This window comes from Streptomyces sp. NPDC094034, assembly GCF_040303865.1.
Classification (GTDB): domain Bacteria; phylum Actinomycetota; class Actinomycetes; order Streptomycetales; family Streptomycetaceae; genus Streptomyces.
On record NZ_JBEOUD010000001.1, the window covers coordinates 256,101 to 273,066 of the forward strand.

17 protein-coding genes are annotated in these 16,966 nt (G+C 69.4%); 6 read left to right on the forward strand and 11 right to left on the reverse strand.

Annotation, left to right across the window (positions count from 1 at the left end):
• The first annotated feature begins 100 nt into the window (after positions 1-100).
• The 4 genes from ABTZ59_RS01145 to ABTZ59_RS01160 all read left to right on the forward strand — a co-directional run bounded on the left by ABTZ59_RS01145 (position 101) and on the right by ABTZ59_RS01160 (position 3,555).
• Positions 101-1,108: a metal ABC transporter substrate-binding protein gene (locus tag ABTZ59_RS01145; protein ID WP_351387707.1), complete on the forward strand. Its 1,008-nt coding sequence runs from the start codon at positions 101-103 to the stop codon at positions 1,106-1,108.
• 126 nt (positions 1,109-1,234) lie between these two features.
• Positions 1,235-2,101, forward strand: a complete 867-nt coding sequence (locus ABTZ59_RS01150) for a metal ABC transporter ATP-binding protein (protein ID WP_503001825.1) — start codon at positions 1,235-1,237, stop codon at positions 2,099-2,101.
• 2 nt (positions 2,102-2,103) lie between these two features.
• Positions 2,104-3,030 carry a metal ABC transporter permease gene (locus tag ABTZ59_RS01155; RefSeq protein ID WP_351387716.1) on the forward strand — a complete coding sequence of 309 codons (927 nt, stop codon included), beginning with the start codon at positions 2,104-2,106 and terminating at the stop codon, positions 3,028-3,030.
• Between the two features lie 84 nt (positions 3,031-3,114).
• The gene (locus ABTZ59_RS01160) at positions 3,115-3,555 is read left to right on the forward strand and encodes a Fur family transcriptional regulator (protein ID WP_249949289.1); all 441 of its coding nucleotides are present in this window, start codon (positions 3,115-3,117) and stop codon (positions 3,553-3,555) included.
• Between the two features lie 71 nt (positions 3,556-3,626).
• On the opposite strand, the gene ABTZ59_RS01165 is transcribed toward ABTZ59_RS01160, so the two are convergent.
• From ABTZ59_RS01165 to leuA, 4 genes are all read right to left on the reverse strand, one after another.
• Complete coding sequence (locus ABTZ59_RS01165; RefSeq protein WP_351387725.1) at positions 3,627-4,460, reverse strand: isoprenyl transferase; 834 nt, start codon at positions 4,458-4,460, stop codon at positions 3,627-3,629.
• Positions 4,461-4,482: 22 nt separating this feature from the next.
• Positions 4,483-5,232 (reverse strand): DNA repair protein RecO, encoded by a 750-nt coding sequence (recO, locus tag ABTZ59_RS01170; protein ID WP_351387728.1) that lies wholly within the window; start codon positions 5,230-5,232, stop codon positions 4,483-4,485.
• A 129-nt stretch (positions 5,233-5,361) separates the two neighbouring features.
• Entirely contained in the window at positions 5,362-6,057 is a 696-nt protein-coding gene (locus ABTZ59_RS01175; protein WP_351387733.1) for a TerB family tellurite resistance protein, read from the reverse strand.
• 252 nt (positions 6,058-6,309) lie between these two features.
• Positions 6,310-8,070, reverse strand: a complete 1,761-nt coding sequence (leuA, locus tag ABTZ59_RS01180; protein WP_351387738.1) for a 2-isopropylmalate synthase — start codon at positions 8,068-8,070, stop codon at positions 6,310-6,312.
• 293 nt (positions 8,071-8,363) lie between these two features.
• Here leuA and ABTZ59_RS01185 point away from each other — a divergent pair, with 293 nt between their 5' ends.
• Together ABTZ59_RS01185 and ABTZ59_RS01190 are read left to right on the forward strand one after the other, a co-directional pair.
• Positions 8,364-9,416, forward strand: a complete 1,053-nt coding sequence (locus ABTZ59_RS01185; protein ID WP_351387742.1) for a M4 family metallopeptidase — start codon at positions 8,364-8,366, stop codon at positions 9,414-9,416.
• A 62-nt stretch (positions 9,417-9,478) separates the two neighbouring features.
• On the forward strand, positions 9,479-9,745 hold the full coding sequence (locus ABTZ59_RS01190; RefSeq protein ID WP_351387745.1) for a protealysin inhibitor emfourin: 267 nt from the start codon (positions 9,479-9,481) through the stop codon (positions 9,743-9,745).
• A gap of 38 nt (positions 9,746-9,783) precedes the next feature.
• Here ABTZ59_RS01190 and ABTZ59_RS01195 read toward each other — a convergent pair whose 3' ends face one another.
• From ABTZ59_RS01195 to ABTZ59_RS01225, 7 genes are all read right to left on the reverse strand, one after another.
• Positions 9,784-10,890 carry an XdhC family protein gene (locus ABTZ59_RS01195; RefSeq protein ID WP_351387750.1) on the reverse strand — a complete coding sequence of 369 codons (1,107 nt, stop codon included), beginning with the start codon at positions 10,888-10,890 and terminating at the stop codon, positions 9,784-9,786.
• Positions 10,891-11,040: 150 nt separating this feature from the next.
• Positions 11,041-13,164: a xanthine dehydrogenase family protein molybdopterin-binding subunit gene (locus ABTZ59_RS01200; RefSeq protein WP_351387754.1), complete on the reverse strand. Its 2,124-nt coding sequence runs from the start codon at positions 13,162-13,164 to the stop codon at positions 11,041-11,043.
• 35 nt (positions 13,165-13,199) lie between these two features.
• Positions 13,200-14,177, reverse strand: coding sequence for an FAD binding domain-containing protein (locus ABTZ59_RS01205; RefSeq protein WP_351387757.1), 978 nt, complete (start codon positions 14,175-14,177; stop codon positions 13,200-13,202).
• A 1-nt stretch (position 14,178) separates the two neighbouring features.
• On the reverse strand, positions 14,179-14,715 hold the full coding sequence (locus tag ABTZ59_RS01210) for a (2Fe-2S)-binding protein (RefSeq protein WP_351387760.1): 537 nt from the start codon (positions 14,713-14,715) through the stop codon (positions 14,179-14,181).
• Between the two features lie 122 nt (positions 14,716-14,837).
• Positions 14,838-15,323 (reverse strand): MarR family winged helix-turn-helix transcriptional regulator, encoded by a 486-nt coding sequence (locus ABTZ59_RS01215; protein ID WP_351387764.1) that lies wholly within the window; start codon positions 15,321-15,323, stop codon positions 14,838-14,840.
• A 168-nt stretch (positions 15,324-15,491) separates the two neighbouring features.
• Positions 15,492-16,463, reverse strand: a complete 972-nt coding sequence (gene era, locus ABTZ59_RS01220) for a GTPase Era (RefSeq protein WP_249949295.1) — start codon at positions 16,461-16,463, stop codon at positions 15,492-15,494.
• Positions 16,464-16,559: 96 nt separating this feature from the next.
• Positions 16,560-16,925, reverse strand: a complete 366-nt coding sequence (locus tag ABTZ59_RS01225) for a cytidine deaminase-like protein (RefSeq protein ID WP_351387767.1) — start codon at positions 16,923-16,925, stop codon at positions 16,560-16,562.
• Between the last annotated feature and the right edge of the window lie 41 nt (positions 16,926-16,966).

Sequence of the window (16,966 nt, forward strand, 5' to 3'; positions counted from 1 at the left end):
ATTAGCGGCGGCCGCACCCCTTGGATCAAATCGGTGCGGGGTAAGAGAGATCTCCGACCCTTGTTGACAATCGTTTCCACTTTTGTTGAAAATGACAGTCATGAACGCAAGACGTCTGATACCGACCGCCACTCTCGCCGGCACCGTCACCCTCGGCCTGGTGGCGCTGTCCGCCTGCTCCACCTCCGACGCCGCCACCGACACGAAGAGCGGCGGCAAACTCGCGGTGACCGCGTCGTTCTACCCCATGCAGTTCCTGGCCGAGCGAATAGGCGGCGACCACGTCTCCGTCACCACGCTCACCAAGCCCGGCGTGGAGCCGCACGACCTGGAGCTCACCCCCCGGGGGGCCGCTCAACTCGGCGAAGCCGATGTCATCCTCTATCTCAAGGGCATCCAGCCCGCCGTGGACGAGGCCATCACGCAGTCCGGTGTGCGCAACACCGTCGACGCGACCTCCCTCACCACGCTGGAGCAGCACGGCACCGAGGTCGGCCACTCCCACGAGGAGGGCCACGCCGACGAGCACGCGGACGAGCACGCGACCGAGGAGGGCCACTCCGCCGGCGAGCAGGACGCCCTGGCCGGCAAGGACCCGCACATCTGGCTGGACCCGGTGAAGTACGCCGAGGTCGCCAAGGGTGTCGGCGCCTCCCTGGAGAAGGCGGACCCGGACAACTCCGCCGCGTACCGGAAGAACACCGACGCGCTGGTGAAGGAGCTCGGCGGCCTGGACACCGCGTTCAAGCAGGGCCTCGCCGACACCACCACCAAGACCTTCATCACCACCCACTCCGCCTTCGGCTACCTCGCCGAGCGCTACGGTCTGACGCAGGAGGGCATCGCGGGCCTCGACCCCGAGTCGGAGCCCAGCCCCGCCCGGATGAAGGAACTGAAGACCATCGCGGAGCACGACAAGGTCGGCACCGTATTCTTCGAGACGCTCGCCAGCGACAAGACCGCCAAGACCGTCGCAGCGGACTCCGGACTGAAGACCGACGTCCTGGACCCGCTGGAGGGAATTACGGACAAGTCCAAGGGCGATGACTACATCGAGGTCATGAACGCCAACCTCACCGCGCTGCGGACGGCACTCGGCGCGAAGTGAGGCCATGGAAGTGAGGTCGTCGAAGTGAAGGCGTCGAAGTGAGGTCGTCGAAGTGACCCGTGATGTGAAGCCCGCGACATGACACAGCCGACAGCACGGCCGACAGCGGTATCGGAGGCACCCGACATGGCGACGGTGAAGAGCGGCCGGAGCGCCGAGACGGCGCGGCAGGCACGGGAGCGGGGTTCCGCACCGGTCATCACCGTCCGGGGCGCGCGGGCCACACTCGGTGCGCGCCCCGTGCTGCGCGGCATCGATCTCACCGTGCACAGCGGAGAGGTCGTCGCCCTGCTCGGCGCCAACGGGTCCGGCAAGTCCACCGCCGTACGCTCGGTGATCGGGCAGGTACCGCTGACGGACGGCGAGATCACGCTCTTCTCGACCCCGCTGCGCCGCTTCCGCGACTGGGCGCGCGTCGGCTACGTACCGCAGCGCACCACCGCCGCGAGCGGAGTGCCCGCGACCGTCCGCGAGGTCGTCGCCTCCGGCCGGCTGTCCCGTACGAGGTTCGGCCTGCCCGGCAAGGCCGACCGGGCCGCCGTCGCGCGGGCCATCGAGCTGGTGGGGCTCACCGACCGCGCCAAGGACTCCGTGGAGGCACTCTCGGGCGGCCAGCACCAGCGTGTGCTGATAGCCAGGGCGCTCGCCGCCGGGCCCGAACTGCTGATCATGGACGAGCCGATGGCGGGCGTCGATCTGGCCAGCCAGGACATTCTCGCGGCGACCCTGCGCGAACAGGTCGCGGCCGGTACGACCGTCCTGCTCGTCCTGCATGAACTCGGCGCGCTGGGGCCGCTGATCGACCGCACGGTGGTGCTGCGCGACGGCTGTGTGGTGCACGACGGCCCCCCGCCGAGGACCGCTGGGCACGCTTCCCCGGACTCTTCGAGCGGGGAAGGCCCCGTGCCGGGCCACGGCCCCGATCCGCTGACCGATCCAGGCTGCCATCCGCACGAGGCCGGCGAGCCGCTTCGCACAGGACTGCTGACCTGACCATGGAAATACTCCAGACCGCCTTTATGCAGCGCGCGCTGATCGCGGCCGTACTGGTCGGCATCACCGCCCCCGCCGTCGGCATCTATCTCGTCCAGCGCCGCCAGGCCCTGATGGGCGACGGCATCGGCCATGTCGCGATGACCGGGGTCGGTCTCGGCTTCCTGCTCTCCACCAGCGCGATCTGGACGGCGACGCTGGTCTCGGTCGCCGGCGCCGTCACGATGGAGCTGATCAGGGCGTACGGCCGCACGCGCGGCGACATCGCGCTGGCGATGCTCTTCTACGGCGGTATGGCGGGCGGTGTCCTGCTGATCAATCTCGCGCCGAACGGCTCCAACGGCAGCCTCAGCACCTACCTCTTCGGCTCCCTGTCGACGGTCTCACCGGCGGACGTGACCGCGATCTCGCTGCTCGCCGCCTTCGTGGTGCTGGTCACCGTGGGGCTGCGGCGGCAGCTCTTCGCGGTCAGCCAGGACGAGGAGTTCGCGCGTGTCACCGGACTGCCGGTGCGGGCGCTGAATCTGCTGATCGCGGTCACGGCCGCGGTGACCGTCACCGTCGCCATGCGGGTGGTGGGGCTACTGCTGGTCAGCGCGCTGATGGTGGTGCCGGTCGCGGCGGCCCAGCAGATCACCCGGTCCTTCGTGGTCACCTTCGTCCTGTCCGTCGTGATCGGTACGGCGGTGACGCTGGCCGGCACGGTCACCTCGTACTACCAGGACGTGCCGCCCGGCGCGACGATCGTGCTGATCGCGATCGGTGTCTTCGTGGTGCTGACCGCTCTCTCGACCCCTCTCGCGAGACGCAGGGCCCGTGCGCTGCGGGCCGCCGAGGCCGCGGACACCCCGGACGTGGCGGCGGACGTGGACGCGCCGGACGTGGCCGTGCCGGCCGCGCGCCGGGCCCCGGGTGATGTCACGGTCTGACCGCGAGCCGGTCACGAACTGGCAGAATGGCCCGTGGGAAGCGGGCAACGCCCGTGGGACACGGGCAGAGGCAAGGAGGCACCTGTGACGACTGCGCCCAGCGGTGGATCAAGCGCGGCCCCCGTGCGCGGCCGATCGACCCGCCAGCGCGCCGCGGTGGCGGCGGCGCTCGACGAGGTGGATGAGTTCCGTAGCGCGCAGGAGCTCCACGACATGCTCAAACACCGCGGTGACTCGGTCGGTCTGACCACGGTCTATCGCACCCTGCAATCCCTCGCCGACGCGGGCGAGGTCGATGTGTTGCGCACGAACGACGGCGAGTCGGTCTACCGGCGCTGCTCGACCGGCGACCATCACCACCATCTCGTGTGCCGGGTCTGCGGAAAGGCCGTCGAGGTCGAGGGCCCGGCGGTGGAGCAGTGGGCCGAGATGATCGCCGCGCAGCACGGCTATGTCGGGGTGGCGCACACGGTGGAGATCTTCGGTACGTGCGCGGAGTGCGCGGCGGCGGTCGCGAAGAACTAGAAACTGATTCAGGTGCGTTGGGGATCGTCGTACGGGCTCGTCATCGGCCCGTACGACGACCGCGGCGCGTATCAGCCCCGCTGCTCCGGCTGTTCAGGCTGTTCCTCGTTGGGCAGCGCCCCGCCGAAGCGCCGGTCCCTGGACGCGTACTCCAGACACGCCCGCCACAGATCGCGGCGGTCGAAGTCCGGCCACAGCACGTCCTGGAAGACCATCTCGGCGTAACTGCTCTGCCAGATCAGATAGTTGGACGTGCGCTGCTCACCACTGGGGCGCAGGAAGAGATCCACGTCCGGCATGTCCGGGTAGTACAGATACTTGGCGAACGTCTTCTCATTGACCTTGGACGGGTCGAGCTTGCCGGACGCGACATCGGCGGCGAGCGCCTGCGCGGCGTCCGCGATCTCCGCGCGGCCACCGTAGTTGACGCAGAAGTAGAGCGTCATGGCGTCGTTGTCCCGCGTCTGCTCCTGGGCGACCTGAAGCTCCTGGACGACCGACTTCCACATCTTGGGCATCCGGCCCACCCAGCGGATCCGGATCCCCAGCTCGTCCATCTCGTCGCGGCGGCGGCGGATGACATCGCGGTTGAAGTTCATGAGGAAACGCACCTCGTCGGGGGTCCGCTTCCAGTTCTCGGTGGAGAAGGCGTACAGCGAGAGGTTCTTGACGCCCATCTCCAGACAGCCCTTGAGCACGTCGAGCACAACGCCCTCGCCGACCTTGTGGCCCTCGGTGCGCGGCAGACCGCGCTCCTTGGCCCAGCGGCCGTTGCCGTCCATGACACAGGCCACGTGCCGCGGCACCAGCTCGCCGGGGATCTTCGGCGGGCGCGCACCGGAGGGATGCGGTTCCGGCGTCTTGTACTCGCGGCGGGAACGCCCCATGATTCCGCGTCGTGCCATGCGCTCTCGTCTCCCGGTTTTCCTAGGTCTTCTCTACGTATCTGAGCGAGCGCAGCCCGCGCTCCAGGTGCCAGTGCAGATAGGCGGACACCAGTCCGCTGCCCTCCCTGACATGCCGTGCCTCGCACGCGTCCGCCGTGTCCCAGTCGCCGGTCAGCAGCGCGCTGAGCAGTCCGACCGCCTCAGCCGAGGGTACGACGCTGCCGGGCACCCGGCAGTCGCCGCAGATGACACCACCCGCCGCGACCGAAAAGAAACGATTCGGCCCATGAAGTCCGCACTTCGCGCAGTCGTCGAAGCTCGGCGCGTAGCCATTGACCGCGAGGGAGCGCAGCAGGAAGGCGTCCAGGATCAGATGGGGCGCGTGCTCCCCGCGTGCGAGCGTACGCAACCCGCCGACCAGGAGCAGATACTGCTGGACGGCCGGCTCGCCCTCGTGGTCGGTGAACCGCTCGGCGGTCTCCAGCATGGCGGTGCCCGCGGTGTAGCGGGCGTAGTCGGTGACGATGCCGCCGCCGTAAGGGGCGATGGTCTCGCTCTGCGTGCACAGCGGCAGCCCGCGTCCGACGAGGTCGCTGCCGCGCGCGAAGAACTGCACATCGACATGGGAGAACGGCTCCAGCCGCGCCCCGAACTTCGATTTGGTCCGCCGTACCCCCCGGGCGACGGCGCGGACGCGGCCGTGGCCGCGGGTCAGAAGCGTGATGATGCGATCGGCCTCACCGAGCTTCTGGGTGCGCAGCACAACGCCGTCGTCCCGGAACAGACTCATGGGGGCCATTGTCCCGCATGCGCGGACGCCTCTCCGCCTCCCGCTCCCTCAGGCCCCTCGCTCCCCGGTCGGCCCGGGTCAGGGGCGCCCGGGTCAGGTCGGGTCGGCCCGGGTCCGCCCGGGGCGGGCTCAGGAAGGCGTGCCGGACGCCGCCAGCAGCAGTCGCTCCGTATCGTCCGAACAGAGCTGGAGCGCGCCGCCGACGATGCTCAGCACCTCGCGCTCCGGCAGGCTGTACGGTCCGTCCGCCACCGCGATCCGCGCGCCCTGCAACACGATCGACTCCCGGCCCGCCGGGGCGAGATGCGGTGCCAGCGGCTCCAGCGCCTCATGCAGTTCGATGGCGAGCGCCGCGCCGCACGGCCCCGGCTCCATGAGGAAGCGGCCGGTGTCCGCGGCGAGCGCGTCCACCAGATCCGTCAGCCGGTCCTCCGTGCAGTCCTCGAACCCGGCCGCCCGGACGATGAGGACCGCGGTCTCCCTGACCGTACGCGAGGAGGTGCCACCGGCCGCGAGGACCGCCAGCGCGACCGTGTGCACAGCGTCGCGCAGCATCGCGGAGAAGCGAACGGTGGTGGGGTGGTCCAGTACGTCCGTCCCGAAGTGGCCGTGACAGGCGGCGCATTCGACGATGGGCCCGGCGCAGCCGCGCGGAAGCAGTGGAACCCCGAGCACGGTGAAACGGCGACGGCCGGTACGACGGCGGTAGTTGCGGTCGCCCCCGCAGTCGGGACAGAAGAACTCCCCGTCGCCGACGGTGCTCCAGGACGTACGAATGCCGCAGAAACGCACTTTTCGCCCACCGGGTCTCTGAGCTGGCAGCACGTCGCGCACCTCCGTAACGCTCCGGCAACGCTTCGTTGCGTTGCGCACCGCTTCGCCTCCGCGCCCTTCCGGGGAACCCGGATGCCGGGAATCCTGGTTGGGGAGCCGCCGCGTTGACGTGATGTTAGCCACATCGCGCGGGCGCCGTCAGTACCGCGGCGTGAGATCGCCACGACATGGCTGAACCCCGACCACCGTGCCGGGTGGTCGGGGTCCATGAACGCTCAGGTCAGGACGGGGTCGTCGGCCGGATCAGCGGGCCGCGCGGTTCACCGCGGAAATGACCGCCTTGAGTGAAGCGCGGGTGGTATTTGCGTCGATTCCGATGCCCCACAGCACCTTTCCGTCGATCGCGCACTCGATGTACGAGGCGGCCTGCGCGCTCGCGCCCTCACTCATGGTGTGCTCCTGGTAGTCCAGCAGCCGGGCGTCCACCCCGACGGACGCCAGAGCCTCGAAGAAGGCCGAAATCGGACCGTTGCCGGTACCGGTCAGCACGGTCTCCGTACCGTCCACGACGGCCTGGACGGTCAGTGTGTCCTTGCCGTCCGTGTCGGTCGTGGTCTGGCCGGAGCGCAGCTGGAGCCGGCCCCACGGATTGTCCGGGTTGGGCAGGTACTCGTCCTGGAAGACCGACCAGATCTGGCCGGGCGTGACCTCGCCGCCCTCGGCGTCGGTCTTGGCCTGGATGATCCGGGAGAACTCGATCTGCATCCGGCGCGGCAGGTCCAGCTTGTGGTCGTTCTTCAGTACGTACGCGATCCCGCCCTTGCCCGACTGCGAGTTGACGCGGATGACCGCCTCGTACGAACGGCCCACGTCCTTCGGGTCGATCGGCAGATACGGCACGGCCCACTCGATCTCGTCGACCGTCTTGCCCTGCGCGGCGGCATCGGCCTCACGCGCGTCGAATCCCTTCTTGATGGCGTCCTGGTGGGAGCCGGAGAAGGAGGTGTAGACCAGATCGCCCACGTAGGGGTGGCGCGGGTGGATCTCCATCTGATTGCAGTACTCGCTGGTACGACGGATCTCGTCGATCTGCGAGAAGTCGATCTGCGGGTCGACGCCCTGAGAGAAGAGGTTCATGCCCAGCGTCACCAGGTCGACATTGCCGGTGCGCTCGCCCTGCCCGAACAGACAGCCCTCGATACGGTCCGCCCCGGCCATGAGCGCCAGCTCGGCGGCGGCGACGGCCGTACCGCGGTCGTTGTGCGGGTGCACGGACAGGCACACGTTCTCGCGGCGGGAGAGATGGCGCGACATCCACTCGAAGCGGTCCGCGTGCGTGGACGGGGTCGAACGCTCCACCGTGGCGGGCAGATTGAGAATGATCTCGCGGCCGGCCTCGGGCTGCCAGACGTCCATGACGCCTTCGCAGACCTCCAGCGCGAAGTCCAGCTCGGTGTCGGTGAAGATCTCCGGGCTGTACTGGTAGCCGAAGACGGTCTCGGGGCCGAGGATCTTCTCCGCGTACTCCATCACCAGCCGGGTGCCGTCCACGGCGATCTGCTTGACCTGCTCCTTCGTGCCTCGGAAGACAACCTTCCGGAAGGTCGGGGCGGTGGCGTTGTAGAGATGGACGGTCGCGCGGTGGGCGCCGCGCAGCGCCTCGACGGTGCGCTCGATCAGTTCCTCGCGGGACTGGGTCAGGACGGAGATCGTCACATCCTCGGGGATCGCGCCCTCTTCGATGATCGACCGTACGAACGCGAAGTCGGTCTCACCGGAGGACGGGAAGCCGACCTCGATCTCCTTGTAGCCCATACGGACCAGCAGATCGAACATCTCGCGCTTGCGGGCCGGTGACATGGGGTCGATCAGGGCCTGGTTGCCGTCGCGCAGATCGGTGGAGAGCCAGCGGGGGGCGACGGTGATCCGGTTCTCCGGCCAGGTGCGGTCGGGGATCTCCACCGCCTCGTAGCGGCCGTACTTGTGGATCGGCATCCCGGACGGCCGCTGGGTGTGGGTCGCGTTGGTGATGGGCGTGGCGCGACCGACGGAAGAATCAGACATTGCGTAGGGCTCCTCGTGTGTCCACTGGGGTGGCCGACGGGCGTGATCACCGCAACGCCAGACTCCGCGGGGAGGGGGTCGGCCTACGACTACAGACCCTCGCCGCGGCAGCTAAGGAGAAGCAGCCCGAAACGCATGATGTGAGGCAGCCTAGCCGAGCTGCGCCGCGGGCGCGGGTCCGTATCAGAATGCGGGATCGGATTCCCAAAGCCCGAATCCGGGGGAATCACTCCATCTCAGCAATTCCTGTCGCGATGAGTGACAGAACGGTGACACGCTGCCACGGTGCGGATATGAACGCCATCGCTCCCGTCTTCTGCACCATCGTGCCGCCCCATGTCCTCGACAAACTCGCCCAGGCCGAGGACCCCCGGCTCTCCGGGCCCGCCCGCCGGGCGCTGGAGGTGGACGCCGCCCACCGCACCCGCCGCCGGGTCACGGGTCCCCGCGTCGTCGCCTCCCCCACGGCCGCCGCCACCGGAACTCCGCACCGCGCTCTCCACGACTGCGAGCACCGCACCACGCTGCCGGGAAGGAAGGTGCGCGGTGAGGGCGACCCACCCGGCGCCGACGCCACCGTGAACCGCGCGTACAGCGGTCTCGGCGCCACGTTCGAGCTGCTGCTCTCGGCGTACGGACGCGACTCGCTCGACGGCGCCGGGCTGCCGCTGGTCGCCAGCGTCCACTACGACGAGGGGTACGGGAACGCGTTCTGGGACGGCGAACAGATGGTCTTCGGCGACGGTGACGGCGAGGTCTTCCTCGACTTCACGCTGCCCGTCGATGTGATCGGCCACGAGCTGGCGCACGGCCTCACCCAGTACACCGCCAACCTGGAGTACCAGGGCGAGGCGGGCGCCCTCAACGAGTCCGTCTCGGACGTCTTCGGCTCGCTGGTCAAGCAGTACACCCTGGACCAGACGGCCGACCGGGCCGACTGGCTGATCGGCGCGGGTCTGCTCGCTCCCGGGGTCAGCGGGGAGGCGCTGCGCTCCATGAAGGCGCCGGGGACGGCGTACGACGACGACGTTCTCGGCAAGGACCCGCAGCCCGCCACGATGGCCGGCTTCGTACGGACGAGCCAGGACAACGGCGGGGTCCACATCAACTCCGGGATCCCGAACCACGCGTTCTATCTGCTGGCCTCGGCGCTCGGCGGAAAGGCGTGGGAGCGGGCGGGGCGGATCTGGTTCGACGTGCTGACCGGCGGCGAGCTGGCCGCCGGCGCGCGGTTCGCGGACTTCGCCCGGCTGACGGTCGCGGCGGCACGGACCCGCTTCGGCGACGGCGCGGAGCTGGACGCGGTGACGAAGGCGTGGTCCCAGGTCGGGATCCCCGCGGTGTGAAGCACCAGGTGTGGCACGAGCGGCGGCTACCGCCGCCGCCGATCACGTACTAGACAGGACCCATGCGTATCCAAGTACGGCGCACAGGCGGCTTCGCGGGCATCGAGCGCCGGGCCGAGATCGAGACCGCGGGTCTGCGCGATGCCGGTGACTGGCGGGAACTGGCCGACCGGGCGATGGCGGACGGCGCGGACACGCCGTCCGCCGGTGTACCGGACGGCTACCACTACGTGATCACCATCGACGACCACGCGGTCCACTGCGCGGACCCGGGCCTGACGGACGCGCAGCGCGCGCTGATCTCACGCGTGCTCAAGGAGGGTGCCTAGGTCCTGTCCGGGTTTCCCCGTGCGACCGGCCGTGGCGCCTATCGGTGGATGGGCCCGGTGAGCTGGGTAAGGGGCACCCCGGATCTCCGGTTCATGTCGGCGATGATCTCCGCGGTGATGGACACCGCGGTCTGCTCCGGTGTTCGCGCGCCGAGATCCAACCCGATCGGCGAGCGCAGTTGCTCCAGCTGGGGTTCGGGGACGCCGGTCTCCCGCAGGAGATCGATACGGCGCTCGTGGGTGCGCCTGGAACCCATCGCGCCCACGTAGCCGACGGGGAGGCTCAAGGCCAGGCGCAGCAGCGGGATGTCGAACTTGGCGTCGTGGGTGAGGACGCATACGGCGGTGCGCTCGTCGACTTCGGTGCCGGCCAGATACCGATGGGGCCAGTCGACGACGACCTGGTCGGCGTGGGGGAAGCGGGCGGGGGTCGCGAAGACGGGGCGGGCGTCGCACACGGTGACCCGGTAGCCGAGGAAACTTCCGGCCTGGCTGAGGGCAGCGGCGAAGTCGACGGCTCCGAAGACCAGCATGCGGGGGCGGGGGGCTTGGGTGTGGACGAGGACGGACACGCGCTCGGGGCAGGTGTCGGCGTCACCGCCGATCTCGACACGGCCACCGCGGCCCGCCCGGAGGAGGGCTCGGGCCTGTGCCGTCACCTCGGGCGCCGCACGCAGTCCGGCGATGGTCCCGTCATCCGCTCCGCCCTCCCCGACCACTCTCAGGGTTGAGCCGAGGAAGCGGTCGGGGCCGTCGACGATATGCGCGATGGCGGTGGGACGGCCCTGAACGACCTCGTCGAGCGCGCAGGCGAGTGGCGTCATGGCAGCGGGGTCCACCCGTTGCACCAGGACGTCGATCTCCCCTCCGCAGGTCAGACCGACGGCGAAGGCATCGTCATCGGAGTAGCCGAAGCGGGCACGGCGGGCAGGCCCGCGTTCGTCGAGCATCTGTTGACACAGCTCGTAGACCGCTCCTTCCACGCAGCCCCCCGAGACGCTTCCGACCGCGTTGCCGTCGGCGTCCACGGCCATCGCCGTGCCGGGCGGGAGGGGTGCGCTGCCGGTCACGTGGACGACGGTGGCGAGAGCGAAGGGGCGGCCTTCGCAGCACCATGTGTGCAGCGTATCCGCGATGTTCAGCATGAACGGTCCTCGGTACGGCAGCGCACTGGCGCTGCGGGGCGCGGTGTGACGGGCCGCCGCCGCGCCGGGGGTACGCGGCGGCGGCCCTGTGGTCCGCCACGCCGACAGCGCGCGGCTTCTGCCGTGATGGGGCGGATCACGGACTCTCCGTCAGTCGCGGTGAAGGAGTCTGTCGAGTGTGATGGGAAGATCCCGCACACGGACGCCCGTGGCGTTGTAGACGGCGTTGCCGATGGCCGCGGGCACGCCCACGACGACGAGTTCACCAAGCCCCTTGACGCCGATCGGAGTGGCGGCGGGATCGTCGCCGGACAGGAACTGCACATCCAGGTCCGGCACATCGGCATGCACCGGCACCAGATAGTCGGCCATGTTCGCGTTGACGATCCGGCCGTCGCGGTGGTCGCGCGCCGTGTCCTCCAACAGGGCCATGCCCATGCCCGCCACCAAGCCGCCGTACACCTGGCTCCTGGACAGCTTCGGGTTGACGACCTGGCCGATGTCGTAGACCGCACGCATCCGCCGGACACGGATCTGACCGAGCCGTACATCCACCGAAACCTCGGCGAAGACCGCACCGAAGGCGAACGAGGAGAACTCGTTCTCAGGAACGGGCGTCCAACTCCGCTGGCTGGTGACGCTGTCCCGGCCATGCCGGCGCAGGACGTCCCCGTAGCGCTCCGAGGAGCGGCCAGGGGCGGACAAGTGTCCGTCGCGGACTGTCACGGTATCCGCGTCAACTCCGTAGAGCGGCGACGCCGGATCGACCACAGCCATCCGCACCACGCCGTCCCGCGCCGTGGAGCAGGCCGTGAACACGGCCGACCCCACACTCGCCAGCGTCTTCGAACCGGAGTGCATGGGCGCCGTCGGCAGCGTCGAGTCACCGAGTTCGAACCGCACCCGGGAGGCCGCCAGTCCCAGCGCGTCCGCCGCGACCTGCACCATGGAGGTGTAGGTACCCGGACCCATATCGGCGGTGGCACTGGTCACCAGGGCGGTGCCATCGGCGTTGATCCGCGCCGCTGCGGACGCCGTCGTCCGGTTGTTGTGATGTGCCGCGGCGGCCACGCCCATCCCGATCAGCACGTCTCCCTCGCGGCGCGTGCGGGGTGTCGACCGGCGGCGCGACCAGCCGAAGGCACGGGCACCGACCTCAAGACACTCCCCGAGGCGTTGATCGGTGAACGGCACGCCGGTGACCTGGTGGTGGTCCACCATGTTGCGCAGCCTCAGCTCGATGGGGTCGATGCCGAGGCGGTCGGCGAGCTCGTCCATGGTGGTTTCCAGCGCGAACGCACCGGTGACGGTGCCCGGCCCGCGCATGAAGGTCGCGGCGGACACGTCGATCGGAACCAACCGGTAGGCGGTACGTACGTTTTCGCACGCGTACAACAACTTCGCCAGCTCGGTGCTGTCGTCGGAGTACGCCTCGTAACGGCAGTTCTCGGAGCTGCCCTCGTGGACGATACCGGTGATCCGGCCATCGCGCCCGGCGGCCATGGCCAGCCGTTGCCTGCTGGCGGGGCGGTAGCCGACACCGCTGTACATCTGCCTTCGGGTGAGTACCAGCTTCACTGGTCGCCCACTGTGGCGTGCGGCGTGCGCGGCGAGGATCTGGTGCGGCCACGTACGGCCGGCGTTGCCGAACGCCCCACCGATGAAAGGGCAGATGACCCGCACGGCGGTGACCGGCACGTTCAGCGCGGCCGCGATGTTCCTGGCGTTCCCCTGGACCCACTGGGTCTTGTCCCAGAGCGTCAGCGTGCTGCCCGTCCAGTGCGCCACCGTCGCGGGCAGTTCCATCGGATTGTGGTACTCACGCGCCATCGTGAACGTGTGGTCCACCACCGTGGACGCCGCTCGAAGGGCGGCATCGGCATCGCCCCTGGAGTAGTCGGGCGCTTCCTCGTCCGGAACGGGGACGGCTCGCGGGTCGTCCATCGACGTGACCGCGGGCAGTGTCGCGGCTCGGACGGTCACCTGCGAGGCACCGTGCTGAGCTTGCTGGAGGGTGTCCGCCAGCACGACGGCCAACGGCTGCCCGAAGAAGTTGATCTCGCCGGACGGAAAGGGAAGGGTGACGCCGCTGAAGTCGGTGACCACGTCCAGCACGCCGGGCTGGGATCGGGCCCGATCGGTGTCGATGCCGGTGATGGTCGCCCGGCTCACCGTGCTGGTCACCAGCACGGCGTGGACCAGTCCTGGCAGGTCGTGGTCGGCGGCGTAGTCGGCCTGCCCGGTGACCTTGAGCCGACCGTCGACCCGGGACATGGATACACCAGTGGCTGTCTCGGAGCGCTTTGTCGTCACGATCCACCACCGACAGCCTGGAGCTGGCGCGCCACTGTACGTTTGACCAGTTCGACCTTGAACTCGTTGCCGGACAAGGGTTTCGCGCCATCCGCGGCGAGGGCCGAGGCCTCGGCCCAAAGGCGGGCGCCAGGTGCCCTGCCCACCAACGCACGCTCCACCGCGCGCAGTCGCCACGGCACCGTGGCGACGCCACCGACCGCGACCCTGGCCTCTCGAATGATGCCGGAGCGGATGTCCAACGCGACGGCCGCCGAGGCCAGGGCGAACTCGTACGACTGCCGATCGCGCACCTTCAGGTATCCCGAGCGGGCGGTGTACGCGCCGACCGGTACGTCGACGCCGGTGATCAGCTCTCCCGGCAGCAGGTCGTGTTCCTGCTCGGGAGTGTCGCCGGGCAACCTGATGAACCGGCTGACCGGAATCCGGCGCTCACCGCGCGGCGACCGCAGCAGCACGGTCGCGTCCAGCGCGACCAACGCGACCGCGAGGTCCGAGGGGTGCGTGGCCACACACTCCGCGCTGGTTCCGAGCACGGCGTGACCGCGGTTCTCGCCGCCGATCGCGGCACAACCGGCACCCGGTTCACGCCGGTTGCACGCGGCGGTCACATCGCGGAAGTAGAGGCAGCGTGGTCGCTGCATGATGTTGCCACCGATGGTCGCCATGTTCCGCAGCTGCGCCGAGGCGCTGAGGGTCAGTGCCTGGCTGACCACCGGGAACCTGGTGACGACTGAGCGATGCGCGGCCAGCTCGGCCATCCGTACCAGCGCCCCGATCCGCAGCACCGACGGTCCGGCGTCGATCTCCCGGTACGGCAGTGCCGTGATGTCCACGACTTCACCGGGCCGTTCGACGGTCTCCCGCATCAGGTCGATCAGAGTCGTGCCGCCCGCGATGTACCGACCGCCCCGGGCACCCGCCGCCAGCGCGTCACTCTCTGTCCCGGCTTTGGTGAATGTGAAGGGATACACCTCAAACCTCCTTCGCGGCCTGCTCGATGGCGGCGACGATGCTCGGGTACGCGCCGCACCGGCAGATGTTGCCGCTCATCCATTCCCGGATCTCGTCACCGGATCCGACGTGCCCCTCCTTGATGCAGCCCACTCCGGACATGATCTGCCCGGACGTGCAGTAGCCGCACTGGAACGCGTCGGTGTCGATGAACGCCTGCTGCAACGGGTGCAGGTTCCCGTTCTCGGCCAGGCCCTCGATGGTCGTCAGGTCGGCTCCGTCGTGCATCGCCGCCAGCGTCAGGCAGGAGTTGACCCGGCGGCCGTCCAGCAGCACCGTGCAGGCGCCACACGCCCCTTGGTCGCAGCCTTTTCTCGTGCCGGTGAGGTGCAGATCCTCGCGCAACAGATCCAGCAGCGACGTGCGATTGTCCACGACGACGGTGTGGTGAGCCCCGTTGACGGTCAGTGAGACGGTGTTCGGCTCCGTGGCCACACTGTCGCCGGTCGTGGTCAGCCCGACGGAGACGGCGAGGCCAGTGGCGGACGTCAACGCCACGAACCGTCTGCGAGTCAGACTCAGTGGCTCAGTGGTTTCGGCATCAACTTTTTCGACAGCGTCACCAGTCATGGGGGCAGGCTGCCACCGAGGGGGTTGACACGTCAATCCTAAAGTTCACTTCACTGATCGGCGGTCTCACTGACCGCGCCGGAGAGCTGACCGCGCACCCGCGCCGCCACCTGGACAATGACGCCCAGCTCGGCGTCGGTGACCTGGGACAGGAGGTAGCGACGCACCGCGCGTGCGTGGAGCACGGTCGCCCTCTCCATGGTCCGCTGAGCGGCCTCTGTGGCGCTCACCACAAGGTGCCCGTCGCTCTCGTGCACGAGATCGACGAGCCCCCGGGTTCTCATTCTCTTGAGGTGGTGCGAGAGCCGGCTCGGCGACCACTCAAGTTTGGCCGCCAGCGCCTTGAGGCCGGCGATCCGGTACTCGGGCGCGACCCGCAGCCGGGTCAGCACCAGGAAGTCGGCCGAGCTCAGGCCGGTCTCCGGAGCGATCGCACCATTCACAAGGGAGCGCAGCATGTCTGCCATGGACAAGGCCGACTGCCACGCGAGTCGTTCACCGTCGGACAGGAGCTCGCCGGACATTTCACTGGTCATCTGGCCGACGCTACCTCTCGGCACGAGATCGCCGCATCCGGCCACGGCTCGATCCGAGTCCGGAGCGCCACCCCGGCGACCCCCCGCACACGGACCACCGGCCCCAGCCGCGCACACGACCACCGGCCCCAGCCGGAACGCACCCCGGCAACGCCATTGAGGCGCCGGTCAGAACCCCAGCTTGCGCAGCTGCTTCGGATCGCGCTGCCAGTCCTTGGCGACCTTGACATGCAGGTCGAGGAAGACGGGCGTACCGAGCAGCGCCTCGATGTGCTTCCGGGACTTCGTCCCGACCTCCTTGAGGCGCTTGCCCTTCGGGCCGATGATGATGCCCTTCTGGCTGGGGCGCTCGATATAGACGTTCGCGTGGATGTCCAGCAGCGGCTTGTCCGCCGGGCGGTCCTCGCGCGGCAGCATCTCCTCGACGACGACCGCGATCGAGTGCGGCAGCTCGTCCCGTACGCCTTCCAGCGCGGCTTCGCGGATCAGCTCGGCGACCATGACCTGCTCGGGCTCGTCGGTGAGGTCGCCCTCCGGGTAGAGCGGCGGGCTCTCCGGGAGGAGCGGGACGAGCAGATCGGCGAGCAGGCCGACCTGCTGGTCGCCGACCGCCGAGACCGGGACGATCTCCGCCCACTCCAGACCGAGTTCCTTGCCGAGCTGATCGATCGCGATCAGCTGCTCGGCCAGCGTCTTGGAGTCGACGAGGTCCGTCTTGGTGACGACGGCGACCTTCGGCGTCTTCTTGATCGCGGCCAGTTCCTTGGCGATGAACCGGTCGCCGGGGCCGAGCTTCTGGTCGGCGGGCAGACAGAAGCCGATCACATCGACCTCGGCCCAGGTCGTCCGCACGACATCGTTGAGCCGCTCACCGAGCAGCGTGCGCGGCTTGTGCAGGCCCGGGGTGTCGACCAGGATCAGCTGCGCCTCGGGCCGATGCACGATGCCGCGCACGGTGTGGCGCGTGGTCTGCGGCCGGTTGGAGGTGATGGCCACCTTCTGGCCGACCAGAGCGTTCGTGAGAGTGGACTTGCCCGCGTTGGGGCGGCCGACGAAGCAGGCGAAGCCGGCCCGGTGGGGGGCTTCGGCTGCCTCGGGAGAAGTCTCGGGCGAAGAGGTACGAGCGCTCATGGCGCCCATTCTCCCCGATCGTTTACCGCGCGCCGACCAGAAAGCCCCACACGTCCTGCGCGCCGCCACTTTCCGCGCGCTGATCGCGCGCCGCGGGCCCGCCGCTCAGCCCGCCGTCACGGTCACCCGGAGCGTGCCGTCAGGGCCCGCCAGAAGGACCGGGGTCGCGGGCCCGCCGAGGTCGCGTACGGCAGCGCGGTCCTCGTCCGACACGGTCTCCCCCGCCGTGACGACGGCCGCCGCCTCCAGCGAGGTCGCGCCACTGGCCACCGCCATGGCGACGGCCGTACGCAGCGCGCTGAGCCTGAGCGAGTCGAGCCGCACGGTGCCGGCGACATACGTACGCCCGGTCTCGTCCCGTACCGCCGCGCCCTCGGGCACGCCGTTACGGGCGCGGGCGCTGCGGGCGAGCGTAATGATCTTGCGGTCCTCGGCGGAGACGCCGGTGCCGGGGTCGGTGCTCTCAGTCATACGCCGAGCATAGGCAGCGCGCCCCCCACCGCCCCCAACGG

Excerpts from the sequence above, each read along its gene's own strand:
- ABTZ59_RS01145 (WP_351387707.1), top strand. The coding sequence starts at position 101 with ATGAACGCAAGACGTCTGATACCGACCGCCACTCTCGCCGGCACCGTC.
- ABTZ59_RS01150 (WP_503001825.1), top strand. The coding sequence starts at position 1,235 with ATGGCGACGGTGAAGAGCGGCCGGAGCGCCGAGACGGCGCGGCAGGCA.
- ABTZ59_RS01155 (WP_351387716.1), top strand. The coding sequence starts at position 2,104 with ATGGAAATACTCCAGACCGCCTTTATGCAGCGCGCGCTGATCGCGGCC.
- ABTZ59_RS01165 (WP_351387725.1), bottom strand. The coding sequence starts at position 4,460 with ATGGCACGACGCGGAATCATGGGGCGTTCCCGCCGCGAGTACAAGACG.
- recO (WP_351387728.1), bottom strand. The coding sequence starts at position 5,232 with ATGAGTCTGTTCCGGGACGACGGCGTTGTGCTGCGCACCCAGAAGCTC.
- leuA (WP_351387738.1), bottom strand. The coding sequence starts at position 8,070 with ATGTCTGATTCTTCCGTCGGTCGCGCCACGCCCATCACCAACGCGACC.
- ABTZ59_RS01185 (WP_351387742.1), top strand. The coding sequence starts at position 8,364 with ATGAACGCCATCGCTCCCGTCTTCTGCACCATCGTGCCGCCCCATGTC.
- ABTZ59_RS01190 (WP_351387745.1), top strand. The coding sequence starts at position 9,479 with ATGCGTATCCAAGTACGGCGCACAGGCGGCTTCGCGGGCATCGAGCGC.
- ABTZ59_RS01195 (WP_351387750.1), bottom strand. The coding sequence starts at position 10,890 with ATGCTGAACATCGCGGATACGCTGCACACATGGTGCTGCGAAGGCCGC.
- ABTZ59_RS01200 (WP_351387754.1), bottom strand. The coding sequence starts at position 13,164 with ATGTCCCGGGTCGACGGTCGGCTCAAGGTCACCGGGCAGGCCGACTAC.
- ABTZ59_RS01215 (WP_351387764.1), bottom strand. The coding sequence starts at position 15,323 with ATGACCAGTGAAATGTCCGGCGAGCTCCTGTCCGACGGTGAACGACTC.
- era (WP_249949295.1), bottom strand. The coding sequence starts at position 16,463 with ATGGGCGCCATGAGCGCTCGTACCTCTTCGCCCGAGACTTCTCCCGAG.
- ABTZ59_RS01225 (WP_351387767.1), bottom strand. The coding sequence starts at position 16,925 with ATGACTGAGAGCACCGACCCCGGCACCGGCGTCTCCGCCGAGGACCGC.